Genomic DNA, 25,919 nt, shown 5'->3' on the forward strand with positions numbered 1-25,919 from the left:
GGGGGCGCCGGGGGGGTTTTGTGTAGACATGTGCGCGCGGGCAGGGCCCGGCCGATACCTAGGCCAAACAAGCGGGCCCGCCCGGGCCATGCCCCGGCGAGCGCAGCGGAGTCAGCCCAACCCTTCACCGGCCAGCGCACGCAGTCCATCCTCGTCGAGGATCTCCACCACGTTCAGATGGGGCAGGGCGATCAGGCCCTGCTGGCGCAGCTTGGTGAAGGTGCGGCTGACGGTTTCCATCGTCAGCCCCAGGTGGTCGGCGATATCGCCACGGCCCATCGGCAGCGACACCCGCAGGCCATCACCGCCCAGCTTGGCTTCGCGCGCCGCCAGGCGCAGCAGGAAGTCGGCCAGCTTTTCGGCCGGCTGCAGGCGCGCCAGCGCCAGCGCGGCATCCTGCGCGGCGTCCAGTTCCTGGCAGGCACGCTGCAGCAGCTTGCGCTCAAGGTGCGGGAAGCGGCCACGCAGGCCCTTCATCTGCGGCAGCGCGACGCGGCACACCCGGCTGTCGGCGATCGCTTCGATATCGTGCCGATGGTGGTCGCTGCCACTCAGCCCCAGATAATCGCCGGGCAGCACGAAGCCATTGATCTGGCGGCGGCCATCGGCCAGCGTGCGCACCAGGCGCAGCGCACCGGCAGTCAATGTATAGACATGCTGGCGCTCTTCGCCGCTGCGGGCCAGGGTGCCGCCCATGGCCACCTGCTGCGAAACAGTGACCTGTTCGAGCGCCTGCACTTCATCGGGCGACAGCGCCGAGCAGACCGCAAGGTGGCGCACCGAGCAGCGCAGGCAGTCCAGCGTGGTGCACGAAGGCACGGCGGGATCGTTGATTTCGGGCGGAGCGCCGGAAGGCCGGGACATGTTGCGTGGGCGTATCGCGGGCGGGGGAGGGCTTTATGATACTTCAAGCGGCCGTTGGACCCTGAATTCCACGGCCACGCGATGCGGGGCGCTAGAATGTCGCCCCCTCCCACGTTCCCGTTCCCGCAGGAGTTCCGCCCGTGATCAAGCCCCGTACCCCGCCCGGCACCCTTGAACTGCTGCCGCGCGAGCAGATTGCCTTCCAGCGCATGCTGGATGTCATCCGCCGCAACTACGAGCGCTTCGGGTTCCTGCCGGTGGAAACGCCGGTGTTCGAGCTGTCTGACGTGCTGCTGACCAAATCCGGCGGCGAAACCGAACGCCAGGTGTACTTCGTGCAGTCCACCGGCGCGCTGGCCAATGCGGCCGAAGCGGGGGATCGTTCGCTGCCGGAAATGGCGCTGCGCTTCGACCTGACCGTGCCGCTGGCACGTTACGTGGCCGAGCACGAACACGAATTGACCTTCCCGTTCCGCCGCTACCAGATGCAGCGCGTGTACCGTGGCGAGCGCGCCCAGCGCGGCCGCTTCCGGGAGTTCTACCAGTGCGACATCGATGTGATCGGCAAGGACAGCCTGAGCGTGCGCTACGACGCCGAAGTGCTGGCGGTGATCCATGCGGTGTTCTCGGAACTGCGCATCGGTGATTTCAGCATCCAGCTGAACAACCGCAACCTGCTGCGCGGTTACTTCGAGAGCCTGGGCGTGGCCGAAGGCGAGCGCCAGCTGGCGGTGCTGCGCGAAGTGGACAAGCTGGACAAGCGCGGCGCCGACTACGTGCGCGAGACGCTGGTGGGCGAGGGCTTCGGCATTCCGGCCGAACAGGTCGAGAAGATCCTGGCTTTCGTCGCCGTACGTTCGAAGGGCCACGCCGATGCGCTGGCGCAGCTGGCCGCGCTGGAAGCCGATGCCGGCGCTTCGGAGATCCTGCGCACCGGCGTTTCCGAGCTGCGCGAGGTACTGCAGCTGGTGCACGCGCTGGGCGTGCCGGAAAGTGCGTACTGCCTGAACTTCTCCATTGCCCGCGGCCTGGATTACTACACCGGCACTGTCTACGAGACCACGCTGACCGACCACCCGCAGATCGGTTCGATCTGTTCCGGCGGGCGTTATGAAGATCTGGCCAGCCATTACAGCAAGTCCAAGCTGCCGGGCGTGGGCATTTCCATCGGCCTGTCGCGCCTGTTCTGGCAACTGCGCGAGGCCGGCCTGATCGATGGCATCGAGGCCAGCAGCGTGCAGGCGCTGGTGGCGCTGATGGACGAGCAGGGCATGCCCGAATCGCTGGATATTGCCCGGCGCCTGCGTGCCGGTGGCATCAACACCGAAGTGCAGATGGAACCGAAGAAGATCGGCAAGCAGTTCCAGTACGCGGCCAAGGCCGGCATCCGCTTCGTGGTGCTGGCCGGTGAGGATGAGCTGGCGCGTGGCGTGGTAGCGGTGAAGGATCTGCAGCGCGAGCAGCAGTTCGAAGTGTCGCGCGACGAGCTGGCCAGCACCCTGCAGGTCGAGCTGGAGCAGTCCCGGGTGATGGTGTGAAGCATGCCGCCGCAGGGGTGCTAGGTGTGCTCCTGCTGGCGGGCTGCCAGAGCGATCCGGCGTTGCACAGCACGCGGATCGGGCCGGCGCACTACCGGCTACAGGTCGATCGCTGCCACGTGATCGACCGCGCGCAGCTGGAGGATGACCTGCAGGCCCTGGCCGCGAGGAAGTGCCCGGCGGGCGTGGGCGCGTTGCAGAACATCCAGTCCCTGCCGAGCCGGCAGGGCAGCCTGTTCGGCGAATGCCTGCGGCGCGGAGCGCTGCAGGCCGAGGCGCGCTGCCTGCCCTGAGCGCCGCCAACGTAGTGATTCCAAAGCAGAGCGCCCACCCCTGGTGGGCGTTTTGCGTTTCTGGACCAAGAGCAGTCGAGCATGGCTCGACTCTACAAAAGCCGTTCTCGATCACTTTCCCAGCGAGATCCAGCAGATCGCGGCCAACTGTCGAAGGCGGGGTGGGTCCGGTTGAGGGGGCGTGAGCCGCATGGATGCGGCGACCGAGCTTACATGGACGTACTTGCAGCGCCCCCCTCAACCGGATCCATCCCGCCAATCCTCGGGAAACCAGCTTTCGCCGTTGCTCCGGCTGTTGCCTCTGCGGGTGCAGGGCGCAGCCCTGCCGTACCCCCCACCCAACCCACGATTTGACGCACTGCGCAAGAATGCGTTAATGTACTAACACGCTATTACATTGATGCAAGAACCCTGCCCGTGAAAGCCCGTCCCGACATCACCGCCAAAGACCCGAAGGCCGACCTGCAAGCCCTGGCCGAGGCCTTTGCCGCCCTGCGCGAGCCGGAGCAGGTCGAGGCTTTCCTGCGTGACCTCTGCACCCCGGCCGAGCTGGAGGCCATGGCCGACCGCTGGAAGGTGGTGCCGCTGCTGCAGCAAGGCGTGCCGTACCGCGAGATCCACGAGCGCACCGGGGTCAGCGTGACCACCACCGGACGGGTGGCACGCACGCTCGAACATGGCCATCGAGGCTATGCCGCTGCCATCGACCGCCTTGCTTCGCGCTGACCTGCGCCCCGTTCCGAACTTCGAGACCTCCCCCATGAGTGCAACCCAGGCAGCGCCGGCGCGAGACCGGCTGCGTATCGCCATCCAGAAGAGTGGCCGGCTGGCCGAGCCCGCCCGCAACCTGCTCAGTGCCTGTGGCCTGAGCTGGCGCGAGAGCCGCGACAAGCTGTTCTGCTACGGCGAATCGCTGCCGGTGGACCTGCTGCTGGTGCGCGACGACGACATTCCCGGCCTGATTGCCGATGGCGTCTGCGACCTCGGCATCGTCGGCCGCAACGAGCTGGACGAACAGGCCGCCGCGCGCCGCCAGATCGGCCTGCCCGATGCCTACCAGGCGCTGCGCGGGCTGGGCTTCGGCCAGTGCCGGCTGATGCTGGCCGTGCCGGAGGACTGGCAATGGCAGGGACCGGCGCAACTGGCCGGTACCCGCATCGCCACCAGTTACCCGGCCATTCTCAAGCAATGGCTGGACGAGCAGGGCGTTGCCGCGCAGGTGGTTGAACTGTCCGGTTCGGTCGAGATCGCCCCGCGGCTGGGCACCGCCGACCTGATCTGCGACCTGGTTTCCAGCGGTGCCACGCTGCGTGCGAACCAGTTGGCGCCGGTGCACAACCTGCTGGACAGCGAAGCGGTACTGGCCGGGGCGGTGCGTGCGCCGGATGACGCCCGTGGCGCCCTGCGCAGCATGCTGCTGCGACGCCTCGATGGTGTGGTGCAGCGCCAGGATCGCAAGCTGCTGATGTTCCGCGCTGCCGAGGACCGCGTGGACGTACTGGCACAACTGCTGGCCGATGCCGAGCCGTTGGTGCGTTTGCCAGCCGATGGCGGCGCTCTGCGCCTGCAGACCATGTGCCCCGGTCCGTTGACCTGGCAGCGCATGGAAGAACTGGAGCGCGCCGGTGCCCAGGGGTTGATGGTGTTGAGCGTGGAGCGGTCGCTGGCATGAATCGTCTGATCTGGTCACAACTTGATGACGCCGCACGCGATGCGGCACTGACCCGTCCGGTGCAGGCCGTGGCACAGCAGACCCGCGACGCCGTCGCCGTGCTGATCGCGCAGGTGCGCGCGCAGGGCGACGACGCGCTGCGTACGATCACCGCACGTTTCGACGGGGTCACGCTGGATGCGTTTGAAGTGTCCGATGCGGAATTCGCCGCTGCCGAGGCGGCGGTTCCGGCCACGCTGCGCCGGGCCATGGTTGAAGCCGCCGAGCGCATCGCGCGCTTCCACCAGGCTGGCATGGGCCAGGGCTATGCGGTGGAAACCGCACCCGGGGTAGTGTGCGAGCGGATGCTGCGGCCGATCGGCCGGGTCGGCCTGTATGTGCCGGCCGGCAGCGCGCCGCTGCCGTCCACGGCATTGATGCTGGGCGTGCCGGCACAACTGGCCGGCTGCCCGCAGGTGGTGCTGTGCACGCCGCCCCGGGCGGATGGCAGCGCCGATCCGGCGGTGCTGGTGGCTGCGCGCCTTACCGGCGTGCAACGCGTGTTCAAGCTGGGCGGTGCGCAGGCGATCGCGGCGATGGCCCATGGCACTGACAGCATCCCGGCCTGCGACAAGCTGTTCGGGCCGGGCAACAGCTTCGTCACCGAGGCCAAGCAGCAGATTGCACAGGACGGCGCGGCGGCCATCGACATGCCGGCCGGGCCCTCGGAAGTACTGGTGATTGCCGATGCCGGTGCCAATCCCGCCTTCGTTGCCGCCGACCTGCTTTCGCAGGCCGAGCACGGCCCCGATTCACAGGTGCTGCTGCTGACCGATGACGCCGCGATGCTGGCCGCCGTGGAAGCCGAAGTGGAGCGGCAGGTGGCGTTGCTGCCACGCCAGGACATCGCACGCCAGGCATTGTCGGCGTCGCGTTTGATCCAGGTCGAATCGCTGCAGCAGGCCTTCGCGATCAGCAACCGCTATGCACCCGAGCACCTGATTCTGGCCCTGCGCCAGCCGCGCGACTGGCTCGGCCAGGTACAGGCGGCCGGTTCGGTGTTCCTGGGTGATTACACCCCCGAAGCGCTGGGTGACTACTGCAGTGGCACCAACCACGTGCTGCCCACTGCCGGCGCGGCCCGCGCCTACAGCGGGGTCAGCGTGGCCAGTTTCCAGAACCTGATCAGCGTACAGAGCGCCACCGCCGCTGGGCTGGCCGCCATCGGTGGTTGCGCACGCATCATCGCCAGCGCCGAAGGCCTGGATGCGCATGAACGGGCGGTGGCGCTGCGCATGGAGGCGGCCGCATGAGTACTGCCATCCATGACGTGCTGGCGCTGGTGCGCCCGGATCTGCAGGCGTTCGCCGGTTACAGCTCGGCGCGCAGCAGTGCGCTGCAGGGCGATGTGTGGCTGAATGCCAACGAGTCGGCATGGGCCAATCCGGCCGATGCCGGCGGTGGCAGTCGCCGCTATCCCGAGCCGCAGCCGGGTGCACTGCGTGACGCACTCGCTGCGCTGTATGACGTACAGCCCCAGCAGCTGCTGATCGGCCGTGGCAGCGATGAAGCCATCGACCTGCTGGTGCGTGCGTTGTGCGTGCCGGGCCGCGACGGTGTGCTGGTCACGCCGCCGGTGTTTGGCATGTACGCGGTCTGCGCGCGCCTGCAGGGCGCGCTGCTGATTGAAGTGCCGCTGGTCGACGATGGCCTGGGGCTGCGCGCCGACCTGGACGCGGTGATCGCCACCGCCACCGCGCAGGGTGCAAAGCTGGTCTTTCTGTGTGCGCCCTCCAACCCTGCCGGCAGCGATATCAGCCTGGCCGATATCGCGCGGGTGGCAACGGCGTTGCAGGGGCAGGCGCTGGTGGTGGTCGATGAAGCCTACGTGGAGTATGCGCAGCGGCCCTCGGCGACCACGCTGCTGGCCGCGCACGGCAACCTTGCCGTGCTGCGCACGCTGTCAAAGGCACACGCGTTGGCGGCTGCGCGCATCGGTACGCTGATTGCCGCCCCGGCGCTCATTGCACTGCTGCGACGCTGCCAGGCGCCCTATCCGGTGCCCACACCGTGTGCCGAACTGGCGGTGCAGGCCCTGCAGCCTGCCGCGCGGGCACGCACTGCCGAGCGCGTGGCCACCGTCATCGCCGAGCGCGAGCGGCTGCTTGCAGCCTTGCCGGGCCTGCCCGGTGTTGGCCACGTGTACGCGTCAGCCGGCAACTACCTGCTGGTCCGCTTTGCCGATGCCCAGGCCGCGTTCGATGCGCTGCTCGCAGCCGGGGTGGTGGTGCGCGACCAGCGCGCTGCACCGCAGCTGGGCGATGCGCTGCGTATCAGCATCGGCAGCCCGGAAGAGAATGACCGCGTGCTTGCGGTGTTGTCGGCACGGAGGGCCGCTGCATGACCCCGATCCTGTTCATCGACCGCGACGGCACCCTCATCGAAGAGCCGGCCGACTTCCAGATCGACGCCTACGAGAAGCTGCGCTTCGTGCCGCAGGTGATTCCGGCGTTGCTGAAGCTGCGCGATGCCGGCTACCAGTTCGTGATCGTCACCAACCAGGATGGCCTGGGCAGCGAGAGCTACCCACGCGCCAGCTTCGACGGTCCCAACGACCTGATGCTGCACATCTTTGAGAGCCAGGGCATCACCTTCCGTGACGTGCTGGTGGACTGCAGCTGGCCGCAGGACAACGCGCCCACCCGCAAGCCGGGCATCGGCCTGATGACCGCCTATCTGCAGGACCGCAGCATCGACTGGGCGCGCTCGGGCATGGTCGGCGACCGTATCACCGACCTGCAGTTCGCCGACAACCTCAACATCCGTGGCTTCCAGCTGCGCACCGAACAGTTCGGTGGCGCGTGGGACTGGCCGGGCATCGCCCACGCGCTGGCCGATGCACCGCGTACTGCCGTGGTCCAGCGCAACACCAAGGAGACGAAGATCCGCGTCGAACTGGACCTGGACCGTGCCGGCGATGCACGCATCAACACCGGGCTGCCGTTCTTCGACCACATGCTGGAACAGATCGGCAAGCACGGCGGCTTCGCGCTGGACATCCAGGCCGAGGGTGACCTGCACATCGACGAGCACCACACCATCGAGGACACCGGGCTTGCACTCGGCCAGGCACTGCGCGAGGCGCTGGGCGACAAGCGCGGCATCGGCCGCTACGGTTTCACCCTGCCGATGGACGAGACCCTGGCCAGCGCCGCACTGGATTTCAGTGGCCGCCCGTATTTCGTGTTCGAAGGCGAGTTCAAGCGCGAGCGGGTGGGCGACATGCCGACCGAGCTGGTGCCGCACTTCTTCCGTTCGCTGTGCGATGCCAGCGGCCTGAACCTCAACCTGCAGGTACGCGGCGACAACGACCACCACAAGGTCGAGGCCTGCTTCAAGGCGCTGGCACGTGCGCTGCGGCCGGCATTGGCGCGGCAGGGCACGGCGCTGCCTACCACCAAGGGGGCGCTGTGAGCGATGTCGCGCTGATCGATGCCGGCGGCGCCAACCTGGGTTCGGTGCGCTATGCATTGGAGCGATTGGGCGCCCGCGTGCGGCTGGTACGCGACGCCGACGGCCTGGCGGGCGCGCAGCGGGTGATCCTGCCCGGCGTTGGCGCTGCCGGCCCCGGCATGCAGCGCCTGCACGCGCAGGGGTTGGTCGAACCCCTGCAACAGTTGCAGGTGCCGTTGATGGGCATCTGCCTGGGCATGCAGCTGCTGTTCGAACGCTCCGAGGAAGCCGGCGTGGACACGCTGGGGCTGATCCCCGGGGTGGTGCGCAAGCTGGTGCCGGCCTGTGGCATCCGGGTGCCGCACATGGGCTGGAACCGGCTGCTGCCGCTACGCCCCTCGCTGCTGCTGCAGGGTGTACCCGAACGCGCCAGCGCCTACTTCGTGCACAGCTACGCCGCGCCACTCAACACCCACACCGTTGCTGCGTGCGACCACGGCGGCCTGTTCACCGCCGTGGTGGAGCAGGGCCGCTACTTCGGCGCGCAGTTCCACCCCGAGCGCTCCGGCGATACCGGTTCGCTGATGCTGCGCAATTTCCTTGAGGGCACTGCTGCATGAGTTTCATCGTCTACCCCGCGCTGGATATCCGTGATGGCCGTGTGGTGCGGCTGCGCCAGGGTGACTACGCGCAGGAAACCCACTACGGCGATGATCCGTTGCCGCGCGCACAGGGCTTCGCCGGGCAGGGCGCAAGGTGGATGCATCTGGTCGATCTGGATGCGGCCCGCGCCGGTGGCTACACGCTGGCGCCGCTGCTGTCGTCGATCCGCGCGCAGACCACGCTGCAGGTGCAGACCGGTGGTGGCGTGCGTGGCCGCGACGATGTGGCGCGCATTCTGGACGCCGGCGCCGGCCGCGTGGTGGTCGGCTCACTGGCGGTGCGTCGTCCCGATGAAGTGGTCGGCTGGCTGGAGGAGTTCGGCGCCGAGCGCATCACCATCGCGCTGGATGCCCGTCAGGACGCGCAGGGCCAGTGGCAGCTGCCCGTGCACGGCTGGACCGAGAATGCCGGCGTGACCCTGGACGCACTGGCAGAGCGCTACGCGCAGGCCGGCATGGTCCACCTGTTGTGCACCGACATCGCCCGCGACGGCATGCTGGCCGGGCCCAACATCGGCCTGTATGAACACCTGTCCGCGCTGCTGCCCGGTGTGGCCGTGCAGGCCTCTGGCGGCATCCGTGATGTTGCCGACGTCGCCGCATCGCGCGCCGCTGGCTGTGGCGGCGCGATTCTCGGCAAGGCGCTGCTGGAGCAGCGCCTGGACCTGGCCGAGGCGTTGTCATGCTGAGCCGCCGCATCATTCCCTGCCTGGACGTACGCGATGGCCGCGTGGTCAAGGGCGTGCGCTTCCGCGACCACGTCGACATGGGTGACATCGCCGAGCTGGCCCAGCGCTATCGCGACCAGGGTGCCGATGAGCTGGTGTTCTATGACATCGGCGCCAGCCCGGAGGCGCGCTCGGTGGATGTGACCTGGATCGAGCGCATTGCCCGATTGATCGACATCCCGTTCTGCGTGGCCGGTGGCATCGACAGCGTGGAGACAGCGCGCCGGGTGCTGTTCTCCGGCGCGGACAAGATCTCGATCAACTCGCCGGCGCTGGGCCGGCCGGAACTGATCACCGAGCTGGCCGAAGAATTTGGCGTGCAGTGCGTGGTGGTGGGCGTGGATTCGGTGCGCGAGGCCGACGGCCAGTGGCGCGTGCGGCGCTTCAGCGGTGATCCGGACAAGACCCAGGCGGTGCCGTTGCGCACACTGGATTGGATCGTCGATGCGCAGCGCCGTGGTGCTGGCGAGATCGTGCTGAACTGCATGGACAGCGACGGCGTTCGCCGCGGCTATGACGTGGAACAGCTGCGGCAGGCGCGCGCACTGTGCCATGTGCCGCTGATCGCCTCCGGCGGAGCGGGAACGATGGAACACTTCGCGCAGGCCTTCGACCAGGCGGACGTTGACGGCGCGCTGGCTGCCAGCGTGTTCCACAGTGGCGCCATCGCCATTGCCGACCTGAAGCGCTACCTGCGCCAACAGCAGATCGAGGTACGTGATGTCTATTGATGTACGCCCATCGCCGCAGGCGCTGGAAACCCTGGACTGGAACAAGGGCGATGGCCTGCTGCCGGCCGTGGTGCAGGATGCCGATACGCTGCAGGTGCTGATGCTGGGGTACGTCAGTGCCGCGTCGCTGGCGGCGACGCTCGCCATCGGCCACATGACCTTCTTCAGCCGCAGCAGGCAGCAGCTGTGGACCAAGGGCGAACAGTCCGGCAACGTGCTGCAGGTGCAGTCCATCAGCGTGGACTGCGACGCCGATACGCTGCTGGTGCTGGCCCGGCCGGCCGGCCCCACCTGCCATACCGGCGCTGAGAGCTGCTTCGACCAGGCGCCAAAGGACTTCCTGGGTGGCCTTGGCCAGCTGATAGCCGTGCGCGAAGCGCAGCGCCCGCCGGGCAGTTACACCACCGGCCTGTTCGAGGGCGGCATCCGTCGCATCGCGCAGAAGGTGGGCGAGGAGGGCGTGGAAACCGCACTGGCAGCAGTGGCGCAGGACGATCAGGCGTTGCTGGGCGAAGCATCGGATCTGCTGTACCACCTGCTGGTGCTGCTGCGCGCGCGCGGCCTTTCGCTGGACGACGCTCGCCGGGTACTGGAAGCGCGTCATCGCTGATGCCGCGGGTAGTGCCGGCCGCTGGCCGGCAATCGCGCGGCGGCACCGCGTGCGCGATGTCATCGGCGGAATCTACAATAGGGGGTCTTTCTTCGCCGGAACGCCCCCATGAAACTGCCTGCCGTGTGGCTGAGCTGCCTGTTGCTGACCTCGCCGGCCTGGGCCGCCGACACGGTTGTTACCGGCAAGGTCTACCTGGAGCGGGACGGTGCGTCTGGCCGTGGCGCGACCGATCCGGGCCTGGCCGGGGTGCAGGTGTCCAACGGCGAGGCCATCGTCAAGACCGCCGCCGATGGCAGCTACAGCCTGCCGGTACGCGATGGGCAGACGGTGTTCGTGATCAAGCCCGATGCCTATTCGTTCCCGAAGGCGGTCGATGGCCTGCCTTCGTTCTGGCGGCACTACCGGCCGAACGGATCACCGGCGCTGAAGTACGGCGGCATCGGCGCCACCGGTGAGGCCACCCGCAGCTGGGATTTCGCTTTGCAGCCGGATCGCCACGACAGCCGTCGCGGCTTCCAGATGCTGGTGTTCACCGATTCACAGACCGCCAGCCTGCAGGACATCGGCTACTACCAGCAGTCGATCGTCGCCCCGCTGGTGGGCCAGACCAAGGCGCGGCTGGGCACCACCCTGGGCGACATCGTCAATGACGACCTGAGCCTGTATCCGGCGATCAACAAGGTCACCGCCAGCCTGGGCGTGCCGTGGTTCCATGTGCCCGGCAACCACGATCTGGATTTCGACGCCGCCAACGACGCGCACTCGCTCGACAGCTGGCGCAACATCTATGGGCCTGACACCTACGCGGTGGAAGAGGGCGGCGCCAGTTTCGTGTTCCTCGACGACGTGGTGTACGACCCCAAGGCGAAGCCAAAATACGTAGGCGGCCTGCGCGAAGACCAGTTCAGCTTCCTCGCCGCCTATCTGAAGGGGCTGCACAAGGACCGCCTGCTGGTGCTGGGCATGCATATTCCGTTGTTCGATGGGGCGCCCGGACGCGAGACCTTCCGCCATGCCGACCGCCAGCGCCTGTTCGGCCTGCTGAAGGACTTCCGCAACGTACTGGTGCTCAGTGGCCACAGCCACACCCAGCAGCACGTGTACCACGGCAAGGCCGAGGGCTGGCAGGGTGACAAGCCGCTGCACGAGTACAACGTCGGCGCCAACTGCGGTGCGTTCTGGTCGGGCGTGAAGAATGCCGCCGGCGTGCCGGACAGCACCATGAGCGATGGCACGCCCAAGGGCTATGCGCTGCTGGATGTGGCCGGCAACGGCAGCTACCGCCTGCAGTACCGCGTGGCCGGTGCTGCCGCCAGCGATCAGATCGGCCTGCATGCGCCGAAGGTGCTGCGCCAGGGCGCGTACCCGGCGTGGGGTGTCTACGCCAACGTGTACATGGGCGAGGATGCCAGCGTGGTCGAGTACCGCGTCGATGGCGGCGCCTGGCAGCCGATGAAGCAGGTCAGCCAGCCTGATCCGCGGCTGATGGTGGAAAACGTGGCTGACGACCTGGCTCCCTCGCTGCGCGGTTACGACCGCTCGCCGGAAGCCACCGCCTCGCCGCACCTGTGGCGCGGCGCCTTGCCGACCGATCTGGCGGTGGGCAGCCACAAGGTTGAAGTGCGTTCCACCCAGCCGGACGGCGCAGTGTTCACCGCCACCACCGCTTACAGCCTGCAGACCGCCCAGCCCTGAACCCGGGCCGGGTCTCCATCACGAAAGGACGCCCCATGGATATCCGCTTCCTGGCCGGCACCACGCCGGTGACCCTCAGCCGCCACTGGTTCACCGGTGCGATGCTGCTGCAGAGTGACAGCGAGAAGGTCTGGGTACAGCACCCGCTGCACCCGGGCACGCATTTTTCGTTCTCGCTGGTACAGTCGTGGCAGCGGCACATCGCCGGGCACCAGGTGCGGGTCGAGCGCACGCGGCCGCTGCTGTTTGCCGGCTTCCGCCCGCAGCGCCTGCGGGTGCTGGTGGACGGTGTGCAGGTGGCCGAACAGGAAGGCATGTGACCCCGGGCCTGGTCTCGCCGCGCTAGGCAAAGGGCCGCCGATGCCTGAGAATCGGACCGATTCAATCGATCCAAGCAGGCCAGCGTGAGCGTTGCAGCAGCGTCCCCGGTTCCTTCCGACTCCGCCCGCAGCGGCGTTCCCCGCAGCCTGGTGGTCGCCGATGTCGGCGGCACCTTCGCCCGCCTGGCCCTGGCTGAAACCACACCGGGGCACACGCCGCGGCTGGGCAGCTACCGCACCTACGCCTGTGCCGACCATCCCAGCCTGGCCGCGATCCTCGCCGACTTCACCGCCAGCCTCGGCCAGCCGGTGCAGACCGCGGTGGTCGCCATCGCCGGCCTGCTTGATGGCGATGTGCTGATCAATGCCAACCTGCCGTGGACGGTCTCGCTGTCGACCACCCGCGAACAGTCCGGGCTGCGCGAACTGCAGCTGATCAACGATTTCGAGGCGGTGGCGCTGGCCATCCCCTACCTGCAGGTCGATACCCTGGTGCCGTTGAATGGCGATGCCGACCCTGCGCAGTGCTTCCCTGCGCTGGTGCTCGGCGCCGGCACCGGCCTTGGCGCCGCGCTGCGCTTTGCCGATGGCGAGCGGCCGGTGCTGGCCAGTGAGATCGGCCACGCCGCCCTGGGTGCCGGCAACGCGCTGGAACTGCAGGTGCTGGGCAAGCTGCTGCAGCGCTGGCCACACGTGGACAACGAGCGCGTGCTGTCCGGCAGCGGCCTGATGAACCTGTACCCGTGCCTGTGCGAACTGCGTGGCGTCAGTCCGGTCTGGACCAGCACCGAAGCGCTGATCGGCGCTGCGCGCAGTGGCGAGGACGCGCTGGCGGTGGAAACGCTGCTGGTGTTCTGCGCCTGGCTGGGCAGCCTTGCTGGCGACGCCGCCATCGCTGTCGGCGCGCGCTCGGTGTACCTGGCCGGCGGCATTTCCGCGCATGTGCAGGATTTCCTCGCCGATGGCCGGTTCCGCGAGCGCTTCCTCAACAAGGGCGTGCTGGCCGATGTGCTGCGGCAGGTGCCGGTGTGGCGGGTGGAACATGGCCAGCTGGGTGTGCTCGGCGCCGCCGTCTGGCATGCCGCGCGGCACCCCACGCACGACTGATGGGCGTGGCCGGCATCGGGCCGGTCATGCATGGCTGACAGGAGAGGAACATGGTGGATCGCAGGCAGTTCCTGCAGGCCGGTGCGCTGGCCACAGGCATGGCCGCCTTGCCGGGCGTGCAGGCGCGTACCCGGTCTGGGGCAAAAGTCGTTTCAACCTGGGATTTCGGCGTGCCGGCCAACCAGGCCGCATGGAAGGTGCTGGCCGGCGGTGGCAGTGCGCTTGATGCGGTTGAAGCCGGTGCACGCTGGGCCGAGAGCGAGCTGTGCAACCCCACCGTCGGCCATTGCGGAAATCCCGATCGCGACGGCGTGCTGAGCCTGGACGCCAGCATCATGGATGGCGATGGCCGCTGTGGTGCGGTGGCCGCGCTGGTGGACATCCTGCATCCGGTGTCGGTGGCCCGCAAAGTGATGGAGAACAGCCCGCACGTGCTGCTGGTGGGCGAGGGCGCCCAGCAGTTCGCACTGCAGCAGGGCTTTGAACGCCAGCACCTGCTGACCCCGAAAGCCGAAGCGGCGTGGCGCGAGTGGTTGAAGACCGAAAAGTACGCACCGCAGATCAACGCCGAGCGCCGCGGGCTGCCCGGCAACAGCGACAACCACGACACCATCGGCATGCTCGCGCTGGATGCCAAGGGCAACCTTGCCGGCGCCTGTACGACCAGCGGCATGGCCTGGAAGCTGCACGGCCGGGTCGGCGACAGCCCGATCATCGGTGCCGGCCTGTACGTCGACAATGAGGTCGGCGCGGCTACGGCGTCGGGCGTTGGCGAGGAGATGATCCGCAACGCCGCCTCGTTCCTGGTGGTCGAACTGATGCGTCAGGGCCGTTCGCCGGCGCGGGCCTGCCGCGAAGCGATCGACCGGGTGGTGCGCAAGCGCCCCGAAGCCAGCAGAACGCTGCAGGTCTGCTTCCTGGCGATGAACAAGCAGGGCGAGGTCGGCGCTTACGCACTGCATCGCGGCTTCGTGTACGCGGTGTGCGATGCGCAGCGCCAGGACGACCTGCGCGATTCGCCGTCGATCTACACGAGCACGCAGGCGTGAGCACGCGCCGCACGCTGGAGATCGCCAGCAACTCACTGGCCTCGGCGCTGGCGGCGCAGGCTGGCGGCGCCGACCGTGTTGAACTGTTCGACAATCTTGCCGAGGGCGGCACCACGCCCTCGTTCGCCAGCATCGCCGTTGCCCGCGAACGCCTGTCGATCCCGCTGTTCGTGCTGGTGCGGCCACGCCCGGGTGACTTCCACTACGACGCGCTGGAAACCGAGCTGATGCTGCGCGACATCGCGCAGTGCCGGGCGCTGGGCTGCGATGGGGTGGTGATCGGTGCGCTGGATACGCAGGGTGCTGTCGACCTGCCGCTGTGCCGTGAACTGGTGCAGGCCGCCGGTCCGCTGCAGGTGACCTTCCACCGCGCTTTCGACGCCGCCTGCGACTTGCCTGCCGCGCTGGAGCAGGTGATTGAACTGGGCTGCCAACGGGTACTGACCTCGGGCGGCCAGGTCAGCGCCGAGGCCGGTGCCGAAGTGCTGGCGGGCCTGGTCACACAGTCCGCCGGTCGCGTCCGCGTGATGGCCGGCGCCGGGCTCAACCCCGGCAACATCGCGACCGTCGCACGACGGAGCGGGTGTACTGAACTGCACGCCTCGGCCAAGGGCCTGCGGCGCTCGGCGATGCAGTTCCAGAACCCGGCGCTGCGCGGCCTGGACCCGGACTGGAGCCAGACCGCCACCGCGACCGTGGCGGCACTGCGGCAGGCGCTGGACGGCTGACACGCTCCGCCGGGCCATGCCCGGCGAGTTCGGGGAACTAGCCGCGGACAAAACCGTTCTGCGCGCGATCGTGATGATCGCGTCATCCAGAGCTGCGCAGCTTTCGCAACGATATTGCGCAACCTGTTGATTCAACTGGTAATGATCGGCCAATTGCGACAGGGGTAGTCAGCATGCTGCGTCGCCGCATGCCGGGCCTGGTTCAGCTGTGCTTTAGTTTGGATCGATCCACAGGGGCGGGTGGCGGAATCGATCTGAATCGATTCAGCGCCCGGGGATCACGTCCCGACCGCGTCCACACAGAAGAGCAACCACCCATGGCTCACTCCGCCCGCAACCGCCGTCACCTGTTGTCCCAGGCTTTGGTCCTGGCCCTGTTGCCCCTGGCCGCCAGCGCCCAGGAGGCCGCCAGTTCGTCCACCAAGGACCTCGATGCGGTGACCGTCACCGGCTCACGCATCAAGCGTGCCGCCGTCGAAGGCCCGGCACCGGTGAATGTGATCACCGCCGCGCAGATCCAGAAGGAAGGCTTCGTTACCGTCTACGACGCGCTGAAGACCCTGACCGAGGCGACCGGCACCGTCGAAGCGGCCTCGCAGTGGGGCTCGCACACGCCCAACGCCAGCGGACTGAACCTGCGCGGCATGGGCCCCAACCGTTCGCTGCTGCTGGTCAACGGCCGGCGCGTAGCTGACTACCCACTGCCGTATGGCGGCGAGACCAACTTCTCCAACTACAGCAACATTCCTGCGGCGGCGGTCGAGCGCATCGAAGTGCTGACCGGCGGCGCATCGGCGATCTACGGTTCGGATGCCATCGCCGGCGTGGTCAACGTGATCCTGAAGACCAACTACGACGGCGACGAAGTGCGCGTACGTGGCGGCACCTCCACCGAGGGCGGCCGCGATACCTGGGATCTGTCCTGGGCCGGTGGCAGGACCGGTGACAACTGGAGCGTGACCTATGCGCTGCAGTACACCAAGCGCGATCCGCTGTTCGGCCGCGACCGTCCGCAGATGGATGACGCCGACGATGCGCCCTATCCATCCTGGAACATGGAACAGCGCAAGGTCGGCTTCCGTCCCACCGCGGGCCTGGCGCTGATCGATCCGGGCAGTGGCCAGCGTCTTGCGCCGCCTGCCGGCACCTGCGAGAAGTTCGATGGCGAGTACTACACCGCCGATCGACTGGTCTACAACTACAACGCCAATACGATCACCAATACCGGCCGCTTGTGCGGCATGACGGGCGACTACAGCAACTGGCTGCTGACCGGGGGCTCGGAAAACGTGTCCGGCAACCTGTACGCCACTTTCGATTTCGGCGACGGCCTGCAGGCCTGGAGCAATCTGGCGGTGTACCGTTCCGAAGCGATCTGGGGCACCAATCCGCCCAGCGTGACCCTCATCGACGATGCCAACGGTTACTACTGGGATGCCAATCGCAATCGTCCGGTGCTGGGCGTGCGCCAGTTCACTCCGAATGAGGTCGGCGGCCTGGATACGCTGCGCAACACCAACCGCGAACTGTCCTGGGACTGGAGCGCCGGCCTGCGCGGACGCCTGGCCGATCGCTTCGACTGGAGTGCCACGGTCGGGCGTTCCTACTACCGGGTTGAAGAGCGGCAGAACGTGGTGGACGAACAGAAATCGTACGATTTCTTCCTCGGCCCGCGGCTCGGTACCACCGCCGATGGCGAGGCGATCTACGCACTGGATGAATCGCGCTGGTGGAACCCGATCACCCCGGACCAGTACTGGCAGATGGGCACCGTGGCCAGGAACCGTGCAACCTCGTGGGTCAACCAGGCCTCGGCCGATATCACCGGCGAACTGTTCCAGGGCTGGGCCGGGCCGATCTCGTTCGCAGCCGTGGCCGAGGTGGCCAAGCAGGGCTACCACCTGAGCCCCGATCCGCGCGCCGGCATCGATTTCGATCTGCAGAATGTCGATCGTGGTGGTGGCGAACGCACCCGCTACTCGGCCGGCGTCGAGTTCAAGATCCCGTTGGCCGACAACCTGATCGCCACCGCAGCGGCGCGTTACGACCGCTATGGCAGCTACAAGGCCGATGACAACGCCGACGGCCTGGATATCGGCAGCCAGAAGGAAACCACCTGGAACGCCGGGCTGGAATGGCGCCCGTTCGAATCGCTGCTGGTGCGCGGTTCCTACGCCACCAGTTTCCATGCGCCGGACATGCACTATCTGCTGGGCCAGGTCAGCAGTTCGGAAGTGTTGACCCATGACCGCCTGCGCTGCATCGAGAGCGGCGCCTATCTGGTCAACAACTGCGGCGTGGGCAATACCGATGTCTGGTATGCATTCGATGTGAACCGACGCGGCACGCCGCTGCTGCGCTCGGAAACGGGCGACTCGTGGACAGTCGGTTTCGTCTGGGACGTGCTGCCCAACCTGTCGATGAGTGCCGACTACTGGGCGATCAAGCTGGAAGACATGATCGTCGATGTCGGTGCCGATGAAGTGCTGGCCAGCGAGGCCGGCTGCCTGACCGGCAAGAACATGGATGGCACGCCCTGGTCCAACCCGGCCGGCGGCGCGTACTGCGCCGGCATCCTGGCGCGGGTGAACCGTGACAGCAATGGCCGGTTGGTGTCGATCGAGCGCGGGCCGTTCAACCTGGCCAGCCGCGAAGTGCGCGGTATCGACCTGAGCGCGCGCTATCGGCTGGAAACCGCAGAGTGGGGCAGCTTCCAGCTGGGGGTGAATTACACCAACCAGATCTCGACCAAGGAGCAGCGCTACGCCGCCGATCCCAACCCGCAGCGTCGCGACCGCGACCTGCGCAGCAAGCTGCGCGCGAGCCTGGCCTGGCAGCGTGGCAACTGGAACGCGAACGTGTATGCCGACCGCATCGGTTCGGTGCCCGGTGTGCGCTACCACTGGGGCACCGATCGCCTGGACAACCCGGGCGGCTGCCTGCCGTTCGCAGACGGCTACGTGCCCAGCGACAGTCCCTCGGCCAACTGCCTGGAGCCGGCCACGCGGCCGGATGGCTCGCCGAATCCGAACCCGAACGCGGGCCAGCAGACGGCGCGCTACTACGGCCGGGTCGGGCCGTTCATCACCTGGAACTTCAATGTCGGCTACCAGGTGACCGAGCACATGAAGGTGAACGTGTACGTCAACAATGCCTTCAACGCGGCCAGCTGGAACCACAAGGACCCGTACAAGGTGGACTACGATTTCGCCCCGACCCGCCTGTTGGGCGCGGTTGGCCGCGAGTTCGCGCTGGAGTACGTGTTCACCTTCTGAGGAAGGGCGGCGCCGGGCATGACCCGGCGCCAGCCACGCATGGCGCGGCTCTACTGGACGCGCCATGCGTGGATGCGACATCGGCGGGGCGGGGCGGGGTGGATTTGACCTTCCCACGATGGCAAGGTCTAGGCTGTCCTCATCCAGAAGGACATCCAGGAACCCCGCCATGAGCACACCGCGCGACACCGCCGCCCCAGCAGGCCTCTCCACCCTCTCCCTGCCCATCGAGGGCATGACCTGCGCCAGCTGCGTTGGCCGGGTCGAAGCCGCCCTGGGCAAGGTCGAAGGTGTGGCCAGCGTCTCGGTCAACCTGGCCACCGAGCGTGCGGATATCCGGTCGTCCGGGCCGGTCGATCACCATGCGCTGGTGCAGGCGGTCGAGAAGGTGGGCTACGAGGTGCCGGCCGCGACCATCGAGCTTGCGGTGGAAGGCATGACCTGCGCCTCCTGCGTCGGTCGCGTCGAGCGCGCGCTGCAGGCGGTGCCCGGCGTCAGCCACGCCAGCGTGAACCTGGCTACCGAACGTGCAACCGTGCGCGGTGTCGCGGCGGTGGATGCGCTGGTAGCCGCGATCGACAAGGTCGGCTATGCGGCCCACGCCATCGAAGCGGGTGTGCAGGCAGACGACGCGGCGACGGAGAAAAAGGATGCCGAGCGCGCGCTGCTGAAGCGTGACCTGATTCTGGCCAGCGTCCTGGCGCTGCCGGTGTTCGTGCTGGAAATGGGCTCGCACCTGGTTCCCGGCATGCACCACTGGGTGATGTCGACCATCGGCCTGCAGGCCAGCTGGTACCTGCAGTTCGTACTGACCACGCTGGTGCTGGTCCTTCCGGGCCGGCGCTTCTACCAGAAGGGCTTCCCGGCGTTGCTGCGGCGTGCCCCGGACATGAACTCGCTGGTGGCGGTCGGTACCGCCGCCGCATTCGGCTATTCGGTGGTGGCGACCTTTGCGCCGCACGTCCTGCCGGCCGGCACGGTGAATGTCTATTACGAAGCGGCGGCGGTGATCGTCGCGCTTATCCTGCTGGGCCGCTATCTGGAGGCACGCGCCAAGGGCCGTACCTCCGAGGCGATCAAGCGCCTGGTCAGCCTGCAGGCCAAGGTGGCCCATGTCAGCCGCGAAGGTCGAACCGTCGATATCCCGATCAATGAGGTGCTGCTGGGCGACCTGCTGGAGGTGCGTCCCGGCGAGCGCGTGCCGGTGGATGCGGAGGTGGTCGACGGCCGCAGTTTCGTCGACGAATCGATGATCACCGGCGAGCCGGTGCCGGTGGAAAAGACCGCTGGCAGCGCCGTGGTCGGCGGCACCGTGAACCAGAAGGGCGCATTGACCCTGCGCGCGACCGCGGTGGGCGCGCAGACCATGCTGGCGCAGATCATCCGCCTGGTCGAGCAGGCGCAGGGCTCGAAGCTGCCCATCCAGGCGGTGGTCGACAAGGTGACGCTGTGGTTCGTACCGGCAGTGATGCTGGCGGCGCTGGCGACCTTCCTGGTCTGGCTGCTGTTCGGGCCGTCGCCGGCGCTGACCTTCGCCCTGGTCAACGCGGTGGCGGTGCTGATCATTGCCTGCCCGTGTGCAATGGGGCTGGCGACGCCGACCTCGATCATGGTCGGCACCGGCCGGGGGGCGGAGATGGGCGTGCTGTTCCGCAAGGGCGAGGCGCTGCAACTGTTGAAGGATGCGCAGGTGGTGGCCGTCGACAAGACGGGCACGCTGACCGAAGGGCGCCCACTGCTGACCGACCTGGAGATCGCATCCGGTTTCGAACGTGCCCACGTGCTGGCGGCGGTTGCTGCCGTGGAATCCCGCTCGGAGCATCCGATTGCGCGCGCGATCGTCGATGCCGCGACGGGCGAGGGCATCACCGTGCCGGCAATGGTTGATTTCGAGTCGGTTACCGGCATGGGCGTGCGCGCGACCGTAGCCGGTGCCCGCGTGGAAGTGGGCGCGGACCGCTTCATGCGCGCGCTGGCAGTGGATATCGAAGGCAGCCACGCGACGGCCGAACGGCTGGGCGATGAAGGCAAGTCGCCCCTGTATGCAGCCATCGATGGTCGCCTTGCAGCGGTCATCGCGGTGTCTGATCCAATCAAGGCGAGTACGCCGGCGGCCATCGCCGCGTTGCATCACCTCGGCTTGAAGGTCGCGATGATCACCGGTGACAACGCGCGCACGGCTGAAGCCATCGCCCGCCAGCTCGGTATCGATGAAGTGGTGGCCGAAGTACTGCCCGAGGGCAAGGTCGAGGCTGTGCGCCGGCTGCGGGCCGCGCACGGCAAGATCGCCTTCGTGGGCGATGGCATCAACGACGCACCGGCGCTGGCCGAGGCGGACGTCGGCCTGGCAATCGGCACCGGCACCGACGTGGCGGTCGAATCGGCCGACGTGGTGCTGATGTCGGGCAATCTGCAGGGGGTGCCCAATGCCATCGCACTGTCCAAGGCGACCATCGGCAACATCCGCCAGAACCTGTTCTGGGCCTTCGCCTACAACACCGCGTTGATACCGGTCGCTGCCGGCGCGCTGTACCCGGTATGGGGCATCCTGCTGTCACCGGTGTTCGCCGCCGGCGCAATGGCGCTGTCCAGCGTGTTCGTGCTGGGCAATGCACTGCGCCTGCGGCGCTTCCAGGCGCCGATGGTCGATGCCACCCCTGCAACGCCCTGACCCGGAGAAGCGCCAATGAACATCGGTGAAGCGTCCAAGGCCTCCAGTGTCTCGGCCAAGATGATCCGTTACTACGAGCAGATCGGCCTGATACCCCCGGCCGAGCGCACCGGATCAGGCTACCGGGCCTATTCGCAGGCCGACGTGCACCGGCTGCGCTTCATCCGCCGCGCGCGTGATCTCGGCTTTTCGGTGGCCGAGATCACCGACCTGCTGGGCTTGTGGAACGACACCTCGCGGCATAGCGCCGACGTCAAGCGCCTGGCCGAGCAGCACATCGACGATCTGGAGCAGCGCATCGAGAACATGCGGCAGATGGCTGACACATTGAAATCGCTGATCAGCTGCTGCGCCGGCGATGATCGCCCCGAGTGCCCGATCCTGCAGCGCCTGGGCGAGGGCGATGATGATCTTGGCGTGGCGGACGGCGCGCCGAAGACCGGTGCGGTACGCCGTCGATCGCCCCGCCACTGAACCACCACGAGCGCACATGAAAAAGCCCGCCCTGTGCAGTTGCACGGGGCGGGCTTCATTGCAGGCGCAAGTGGAAAGGGATCAGTCCGCGCGTGGCGGGAAGCCGGCCTCGGTCAGTGCCGCCACGATCTGCGCTTCGCTGGCCGAGCTCTGCACCTGCACGCGGCGGCTGGCCGGATCGGCCTGCACGCTCGCCTGCGGATCCACCAGCTCGATCGCCTTGGTCACGCTTCGCGCGCAGCCGCCGCAGGTCATGCCCTCTACATGGAATTCCATCTACAGCTCCTTCGTTGCTCTGGGGGTGGAAGCAGTGTGCGCCTTCCAACGGTGGCAGGGTCAAGCATGCGGCCACAAAAAACGGCAGCCACCTGTACCAGCGTGACTGCCGTGGAGGAGCGTTGCCGTTGCGGGACGCCGCCGGGCCATGCCCGGCGGAATCCACGTGGCCAGGTAGCGCCGGGCCATGCCCGGCGGATACGAGGTGCCGGCTTAGAACTTCCAGTTCACGCCGAAGTACAGCTGGCGGCCGGCATACAGGTTGGACAGCAGGCGGGCCTGGCTGTCGTTGCCGATGTAGCTGCGCAGCTCGGACTTGGTGGCGTTCAGCACGGCTGCGGTGACGGTCCAGTCCGCAGTGATGTTGTAGGCCACGTTCAGATCAAGCTGGCTGTACGGCTTGGTGTAGGTGGTCAGGCCGTTGTTGAGGCCGCCCACCACTTCGCCACGACGGTTGTACGAGGCGCGGGCCAGGAACTTCTCGTTCTCGTAGAACACGGTGACGTTGGCCTGGTTCTTGGCGCTGCCGACCAGCGGCGAGGAACCGATCTCTTCGCCATCGAGCACGATCGAAGCAAGATTGGTGTCGTTGTAGGTGTAGTTGGCCTGCAGGCCCAGACCGAAGTCGAAGGTGTACTGGCCATACAGTTCCACGCCCTGCGACACGCCGTCGCGGCCGTTGGCTTCAGTGCTGTACTTCTGCACCACCACCGTTTCGCCACCGACGGTCATCTGCTGGTCGCGCACCACCGGCACCGTGAAGTTGTCCACGTTCTTGCGGAACAACGCCACGCCAGCCACCGAACCCGGCTTGAAGTACCACTCCAGGCCCAGGTCGAACTGCACCGCCTTGAACGGTTCCAGTGCCTTGTTGCTGCCCGAGCCGTACCAGCCGGGGGTATCGGTGCCGCCAGCGACGCGACGATCGTTGCTGTATTCCTCGCTGATGTAGTTCAGGCCGCCGGGGTAGGCGATGCTGGTGTAACCCGGGCGTGCGATCACCTTCGAGGCCGCGCCGCGCAGCACCAGGTTGTCGGTGATGTCCCAGGCGATGTTGAAGCTCGGCAGGAAGTCGGTATAGGTCTTTTCCAGCGAGCTGAGGGTGTAGACCTTGTCGCGCACCTGGTTGTCCGGCAGGCGCACGAAGCCACCCTGGCAACGCAGGTTGGGATCGGCAGCCGGATCGTCGCAGCTCATCGGTGCACCGGCGGCGTTGTCCACGAAGTAGTCGTTGAAGCGTTCGACCGAATCGCTGGACTGGGCGAACTGCTTGGTACGCACCACCCGCATGCCGACGTTGCCGCGCACGCGGTCGGTGCGGAAGTTGGCCTGGAAGTAACCCGAGTAGATCTTCTCGTTGACGTCGTAGACGAAGTCTTCCTCGGTACGGTTGTGCGAGCCACCGTAGGTCTGGTTGAGGTAATCGATGTAGGCGGGGTAGTTGATGCCGGGGAACACGTTGGCATTGAAGCCACCGGCGATGTTGCTGATCGGGTTGGACAGGAAGAAGCCCGGCTGCGCATTGCCTGCGGTCGGATCGCAACCGGCCTGGTAGCGGTTGTTGTCATAGTCGGCCGGGTCCAGGCCCTGGCAGACCCAGTAGGTGTTGCCGGTGTTGCGGTGCACCTGGCCATCACGGTACTTGGCGCCGAACTGGATCGAGTCCAGCCAGCCGGCTTCGAACATCTTGGTGACGTCGGCCTGGAAGTAGTTCTGCTTGACCTCGGTCTGCATCCACGACGAATCAGTGGAGCCGGTATCGACCTCGGCGACGCCCGCCATCAGCTGCTGCTGGATGTCCGGCGAGACGGTCAGCGACGGCGTGCCGTTCAGGTCCCACGCGGTGTACTGGTTGCCTGCCTGCCACTGGTCACCGACCTTGCGGCGCGGCTTGGCCGACATGCGGAAGTTCATCGACGGGCCACCCTTGGACCAGGTGCGGCCGCCGGTGAAGCTGGCCTTCCACAGCGGGCTGATATCCCAGTCGACGGTCAGGTCGGCGGTCTGCGAAAGCGCCTTTTCCTTGCTGTAGCCACCGGTCAGCTGCGGGGTGGGAATGGTGCAGTCGTCCGGACCCCAGCCACCCGGCGGCAGGCCGGCGGCAGCGGCCTGGTCTTCGCTGCAGTAGTAGGTCTTGCCGGCGAGCTTTTCATACTGCGCACCGGTGACGATGCTGCCACTGGGATCGAAGCTGAGGCCGTTGAGCAGGCGGCCGCCGGCCCAGTTGCCATCGCCGTTGTAGCGGGCCAGGTTCCACTCCGGCACCTTCAGCATGTTCTGGGTGTAGTCACCCTGCAGCTCGAAGCGGAAGTAGTTCGCGGTCAGGGTCAGGTTGTCGATCGGCTTGAACTGGAAGGTCAGCTGGCCGCCCTTGCGCTCGCGCTTTTCCTCCTTCACCGCGAAGTTCACCGAGGTCGGCATGAAGAACTCGCTGTAGTTCTGCCCGGCCTGGTTGTTGAAGCCGGACTGGCCCCACCAGTAGTGGATGCCATCCTGCTCCAGCAGGTTGCCGTTGGCATCGCGCGCGGTGGTGTTGTTGCCGTACCACTGGTAGTCCTCGGTGCTGGTCTCCATGGTGCGGGTGGTGCGCTTCTGCTGGGTCACGCCGACCAGCACGCCGAAGCGCTCGTCCTTGCTGTGCCACGAGTACAGCGCCGATACCTGCGGGTCGACGTCGTGGCTGGTATCGGACGAGGTGCCTTCCAGGTTGACGTAGCCGGAGTTGGCTTCCATCTCCAGAGGACGCCGCGTGTGCAGGATCACCGTGCCGCCGATGCCGCCTTCGTCGATGCGCGCTTCCGGCGATTTGAACAGCTCGGCGCTGGACAGCATGTTCGACGGCAGCAGGGTGTAGTTGAACGAGCGGGTGGCTTCGTTGTTGGTCTCCGACGAGGCCACGTAGTTGCCGTTCAACTGGGTCAGGGTCAGGTCCGGCGCGAGGCCGCGCACACTGACCGACTTGCCTTCGCCGCCACTGCGGGTGATGACCACGCCGGGCACGCGCTGCAGCGCATCGGCCACGTTCTTGTCGGGGAACTTGCCGACGTCTTCGGCAGTGATCACTTCGACCACGGCATTGGCATCGCGCTTCTGCTGAAGGCTCTTTTCGATCGCGTAGCGGTAGCCGGTGACCTGGACGCTGTCCAGGGTGGTGGCATCGGGGGTTGCAGCCGGGGTGGCCTGCTGCGCAGCGGCGCCAGCCGGCAGGACGGCGGCGGCCAGCGCCAGCGCGATGGCCAACGACAATGCGTCCTGGCCATGCATGCGTGTTGAATGCTTCATTCCTCTCTCCTGGATTGATCCGGTGACTGCTAAAAGACGGCTTGAATCGATCTAATCGGTGACGCCAACGTCGCTATCGGCATGCAGCGGCCGGGGCTACCTGGTGTTTTTGCCGGTACGTCCTGTGCTGCTCCCCAAACTCCCAGCCCTCGCAGCAGTCGTCTTGGATCGATCTAAGCGATGGGCGGGCGATTTTTAGCACGCGCCGTCGCTGGGCGCATGCTGCTGCGCAATATGGTATTGCCGTGGCGAGGGGATGACAGTTTCCTGAATTTGCTGGAAACGTTTTCTTGCGCGGAGAGGGGAGGTCGGCAGGGCTGCGCCCTGCACCTGCTTCAAGCCAAGCCAAAGCAAAAGCCAAAGCAAAAGCCAAAGCGGCTCTGGGTTTCTGCAGGTTGGGCGGGGCGGTGTGGGCTGGCAGGACACGCCGTAAACCCGTCCCTGGGGGCTCGATGGCGCCATCCATGGCGCCAACGGTCCTGCCAGCCCACACCGCCCCACCCCCGACA

The 25,919-nt window shown here is 67.1% G+C and carries 22 protein-coding genes; 19 read left to right on the top strand and 3 right to left on the bottom strand.

Features of this window, described 5'->3' with window-relative positions:
• Nucleotides 1–111: 111 nt before the first annotated feature.
• The gene (locus tag ACVOLJ_RS19025; RefSeq protein WP_475279782.1) at nucleotides 112–864 is read right to left on the bottom strand and encodes a Crp/Fnr family transcriptional regulator; all 753 of its coding nucleotides are present in this window, start codon (nucleotides 862–864) and stop codon (nucleotides 112–114) included.
• A gap of 140 nt (nucleotides 865–1,004) precedes the next feature.
• Between ACVOLJ_RS19025 and hisS the strand changes: the two genes are divergently transcribed.
• The 19 genes from hisS (at nucleotide 1,005) to cueR (ending at nucleotide 21,852) form a co-directional block, all read left to right on the top strand.
• Nucleotides 1,005–2,402 (top strand): histidine--tRNA ligase, encoded by a 1,398-nt coding sequence (hisS, locus tag ACVOLJ_RS19030; protein WP_475279783.1) that lies wholly within the window; start codon nucleotides 1,005–1,007, stop codon nucleotides 2,400–2,402.
• Between the two features lie 26 nt (nucleotides 2,403–2,428).
• A complete protein-coding gene (locus ACVOLJ_RS19035) occupies nucleotides 2,429–2,695 on the top strand; it encodes a hypothetical protein (protein WP_481564831.1) in 267 nt (88 codons plus the stop codon).
• A gap of 417 nt (nucleotides 2,696–3,112) precedes the next feature.
• Nucleotides 3,113–3,421, top strand: a complete 309-nt coding sequence (locus ACVOLJ_RS19040) for a YerC/YecD family TrpR-related protein (protein WP_475279785.1) — start codon at nucleotides 3,113–3,115, stop codon at nucleotides 3,419–3,421.
• 34 nt (nucleotides 3,422–3,455) lie between these two features.
• On the top strand, nucleotides 3,456–4,367 hold the full coding sequence (hisG, locus tag ACVOLJ_RS19045; RefSeq protein WP_475279786.1) for an ATP phosphoribosyltransferase: 912 nt from the start codon (nucleotides 3,456–3,458) through the stop codon (nucleotides 4,365–4,367).
• Complete coding sequence (hisD, locus tag ACVOLJ_RS19050) at nucleotides 4,364–5,659, top strand: histidinol dehydrogenase (RefSeq protein ID WP_481564832.1); 1,296 nt, start codon at nucleotides 4,364–4,366, stop codon at nucleotides 5,657–5,659. The genes hisG and hisD overlap by 4 nt, the downstream gene beginning before the upstream one ends.
• Nucleotides 5,656–6,750, top strand: coding sequence for a histidinol-phosphate transaminase (hisC, locus tag ACVOLJ_RS19055; RefSeq protein WP_481564833.1), 1,095 nt, complete (start codon nucleotides 5,656–5,658; stop codon nucleotides 6,748–6,750). The genes hisD and hisC overlap by 4 nt, the downstream gene beginning before the upstream one ends.
• Entirely contained in the window at nucleotides 6,747–7,820 is a 1,074-nt protein-coding gene (gene hisB / locus ACVOLJ_RS19060; RefSeq protein ID WP_475279789.1) for a bifunctional histidinol-phosphatase/imidazoleglycerol-phosphate dehydratase HisB, read from the top strand. The genes hisC and hisB overlap by 4 nt, the downstream gene beginning before the upstream one ends.
• Nucleotides 7,817–8,419 carry an imidazole glycerol phosphate synthase subunit HisH gene (hisH, locus tag ACVOLJ_RS19065; protein ID WP_481564834.1) on the top strand — a complete coding sequence of 201 codons (603 nt, stop codon included), beginning with the start codon at nucleotides 7,817–7,819 and terminating at the stop codon, nucleotides 8,417–8,419. The genes hisB and hisH overlap by 4 nt, the downstream gene beginning before the upstream one ends.
• Entirely contained in the window at nucleotides 8,416–9,150 is a 735-nt protein-coding gene (gene hisA / locus ACVOLJ_RS19070) for a 1-(5-phosphoribosyl)-5-[(5-phosphoribosylamino)methylideneamino]imidazole-4-carboxamide isomerase (RefSeq protein WP_475279791.1), read from the top strand. The genes hisH and hisA overlap by 4 nt, the downstream gene beginning before the upstream one ends.
• Nucleotides 9,144–9,920 (top strand): imidazole glycerol phosphate synthase subunit HisF, encoded by a 777-nt coding sequence (hisF, locus tag ACVOLJ_RS19075; RefSeq protein WP_475279792.1) that lies wholly within the window; start codon nucleotides 9,144–9,146, stop codon nucleotides 9,918–9,920. The genes hisA and hisF overlap by 7 nt, the downstream gene beginning before the upstream one ends.
• Nucleotides 9,910–10,530, top strand: coding sequence for a bifunctional phosphoribosyl-AMP cyclohydrolase/phosphoribosyl-ATP diphosphatase HisIE (hisIE, locus tag ACVOLJ_RS19080; RefSeq protein ID WP_475279793.1), 621 nt, complete (start codon nucleotides 9,910–9,912; stop codon nucleotides 10,528–10,530). Before hisF ends, hisIE begins: the two co-directional genes overlap by 11 nt.
• 108 nt (nucleotides 10,531–10,638) lie before the next feature.
• A complete protein-coding gene (locus ACVOLJ_RS19085) occupies nucleotides 10,639–12,228 on the top strand; it encodes a calcineurin-like phosphoesterase C-terminal domain-containing protein (protein WP_475279794.1) in 1,590 nt (529 codons plus the stop codon).
• 35 nt (nucleotides 12,229–12,263) lie between these two features.
• Nucleotides 12,264–12,548 (top strand): hypothetical protein, encoded by a 285-nt coding sequence (locus tag ACVOLJ_RS19090; RefSeq protein WP_475279795.1) that lies wholly within the window; start codon nucleotides 12,264–12,266, stop codon nucleotides 12,546–12,548.
• An 84-nt stretch (nucleotides 12,549–12,632) separates the two neighbouring features.
• Nucleotides 12,633–13,655 (top strand): glucokinase, encoded by a 1,023-nt coding sequence (locus ACVOLJ_RS19095; protein WP_481564835.1) that lies wholly within the window; start codon nucleotides 12,633–12,635, stop codon nucleotides 13,653–13,655.
• A gap of 50 nt (nucleotides 13,656–13,705) precedes the next feature.
• Nucleotides 13,706–14,704: a glycosylasparaginase gene (locus ACVOLJ_RS19100; RefSeq protein WP_475279797.1), complete on the top strand. Its 999-nt coding sequence runs from the start codon at nucleotides 13,706–13,708 to the stop codon at nucleotides 14,702–14,704.
• A complete protein-coding gene (locus ACVOLJ_RS19105) occupies nucleotides 14,701–15,432 on the top strand; it encodes a copper homeostasis protein CutC (protein WP_475279798.1) in 732 nt (243 codons plus the stop codon). The genes ACVOLJ_RS19100 and ACVOLJ_RS19105 overlap by 4 nt, the downstream gene beginning before the upstream one ends.
• A 317-nt stretch (nucleotides 15,433–15,749) precedes the next feature.
• Entirely contained in the window at nucleotides 15,750–18,707 is a 2,958-nt protein-coding gene (locus ACVOLJ_RS19110) for a TonB-dependent receptor plug domain-containing protein (protein ID WP_475279799.1), read from the top strand.
• 169 nt (nucleotides 18,708–18,876) lie between these two features.
• A complete protein-coding gene (locus tag ACVOLJ_RS19115) occupies nucleotides 18,877–21,378 on the top strand; it encodes a heavy metal translocating P-type ATPase (protein WP_481564836.1) in 2,502 nt (833 codons plus the stop codon).
• A 15-nt stretch (nucleotides 21,379–21,393) separates the two neighbouring features.
• Nucleotides 21,394–21,852 carry a Cu(I)-responsive transcriptional regulator gene (gene cueR, locus ACVOLJ_RS19120; protein WP_475279801.1) on the top strand — a complete coding sequence of 153 codons (459 nt, stop codon included), beginning with the start codon at nucleotides 21,394–21,396 and terminating at the stop codon, nucleotides 21,850–21,852.
• 81 nt (nucleotides 21,853–21,933) lie between these two features.
• On the opposite strand, the gene ACVOLJ_RS19125 is transcribed toward cueR, so the two are convergent.
• Nucleotides 21,934–22,128, bottom strand: a complete 195-nt coding sequence (locus ACVOLJ_RS19125) for a heavy-metal-associated domain-containing protein (RefSeq protein WP_475279802.1) — start codon at nucleotides 22,126–22,128, stop codon at nucleotides 21,934–21,936.
• 213 nt (nucleotides 22,129–22,341) lie between these two features.
• Nucleotides 22,342–25,410: a TonB-dependent receptor gene (locus ACVOLJ_RS19130; RefSeq protein ID WP_481564837.1), complete on the bottom strand. Its 3,069-nt coding sequence runs from the start codon at nucleotides 25,408–25,410 to the stop codon at nucleotides 22,342–22,344.
• Nucleotides 25,411–25,919: the final 509 nt, after the last annotated feature.

Source organism: Stenotrophomonas sp. STEN046, assembly GCF_056759755.1.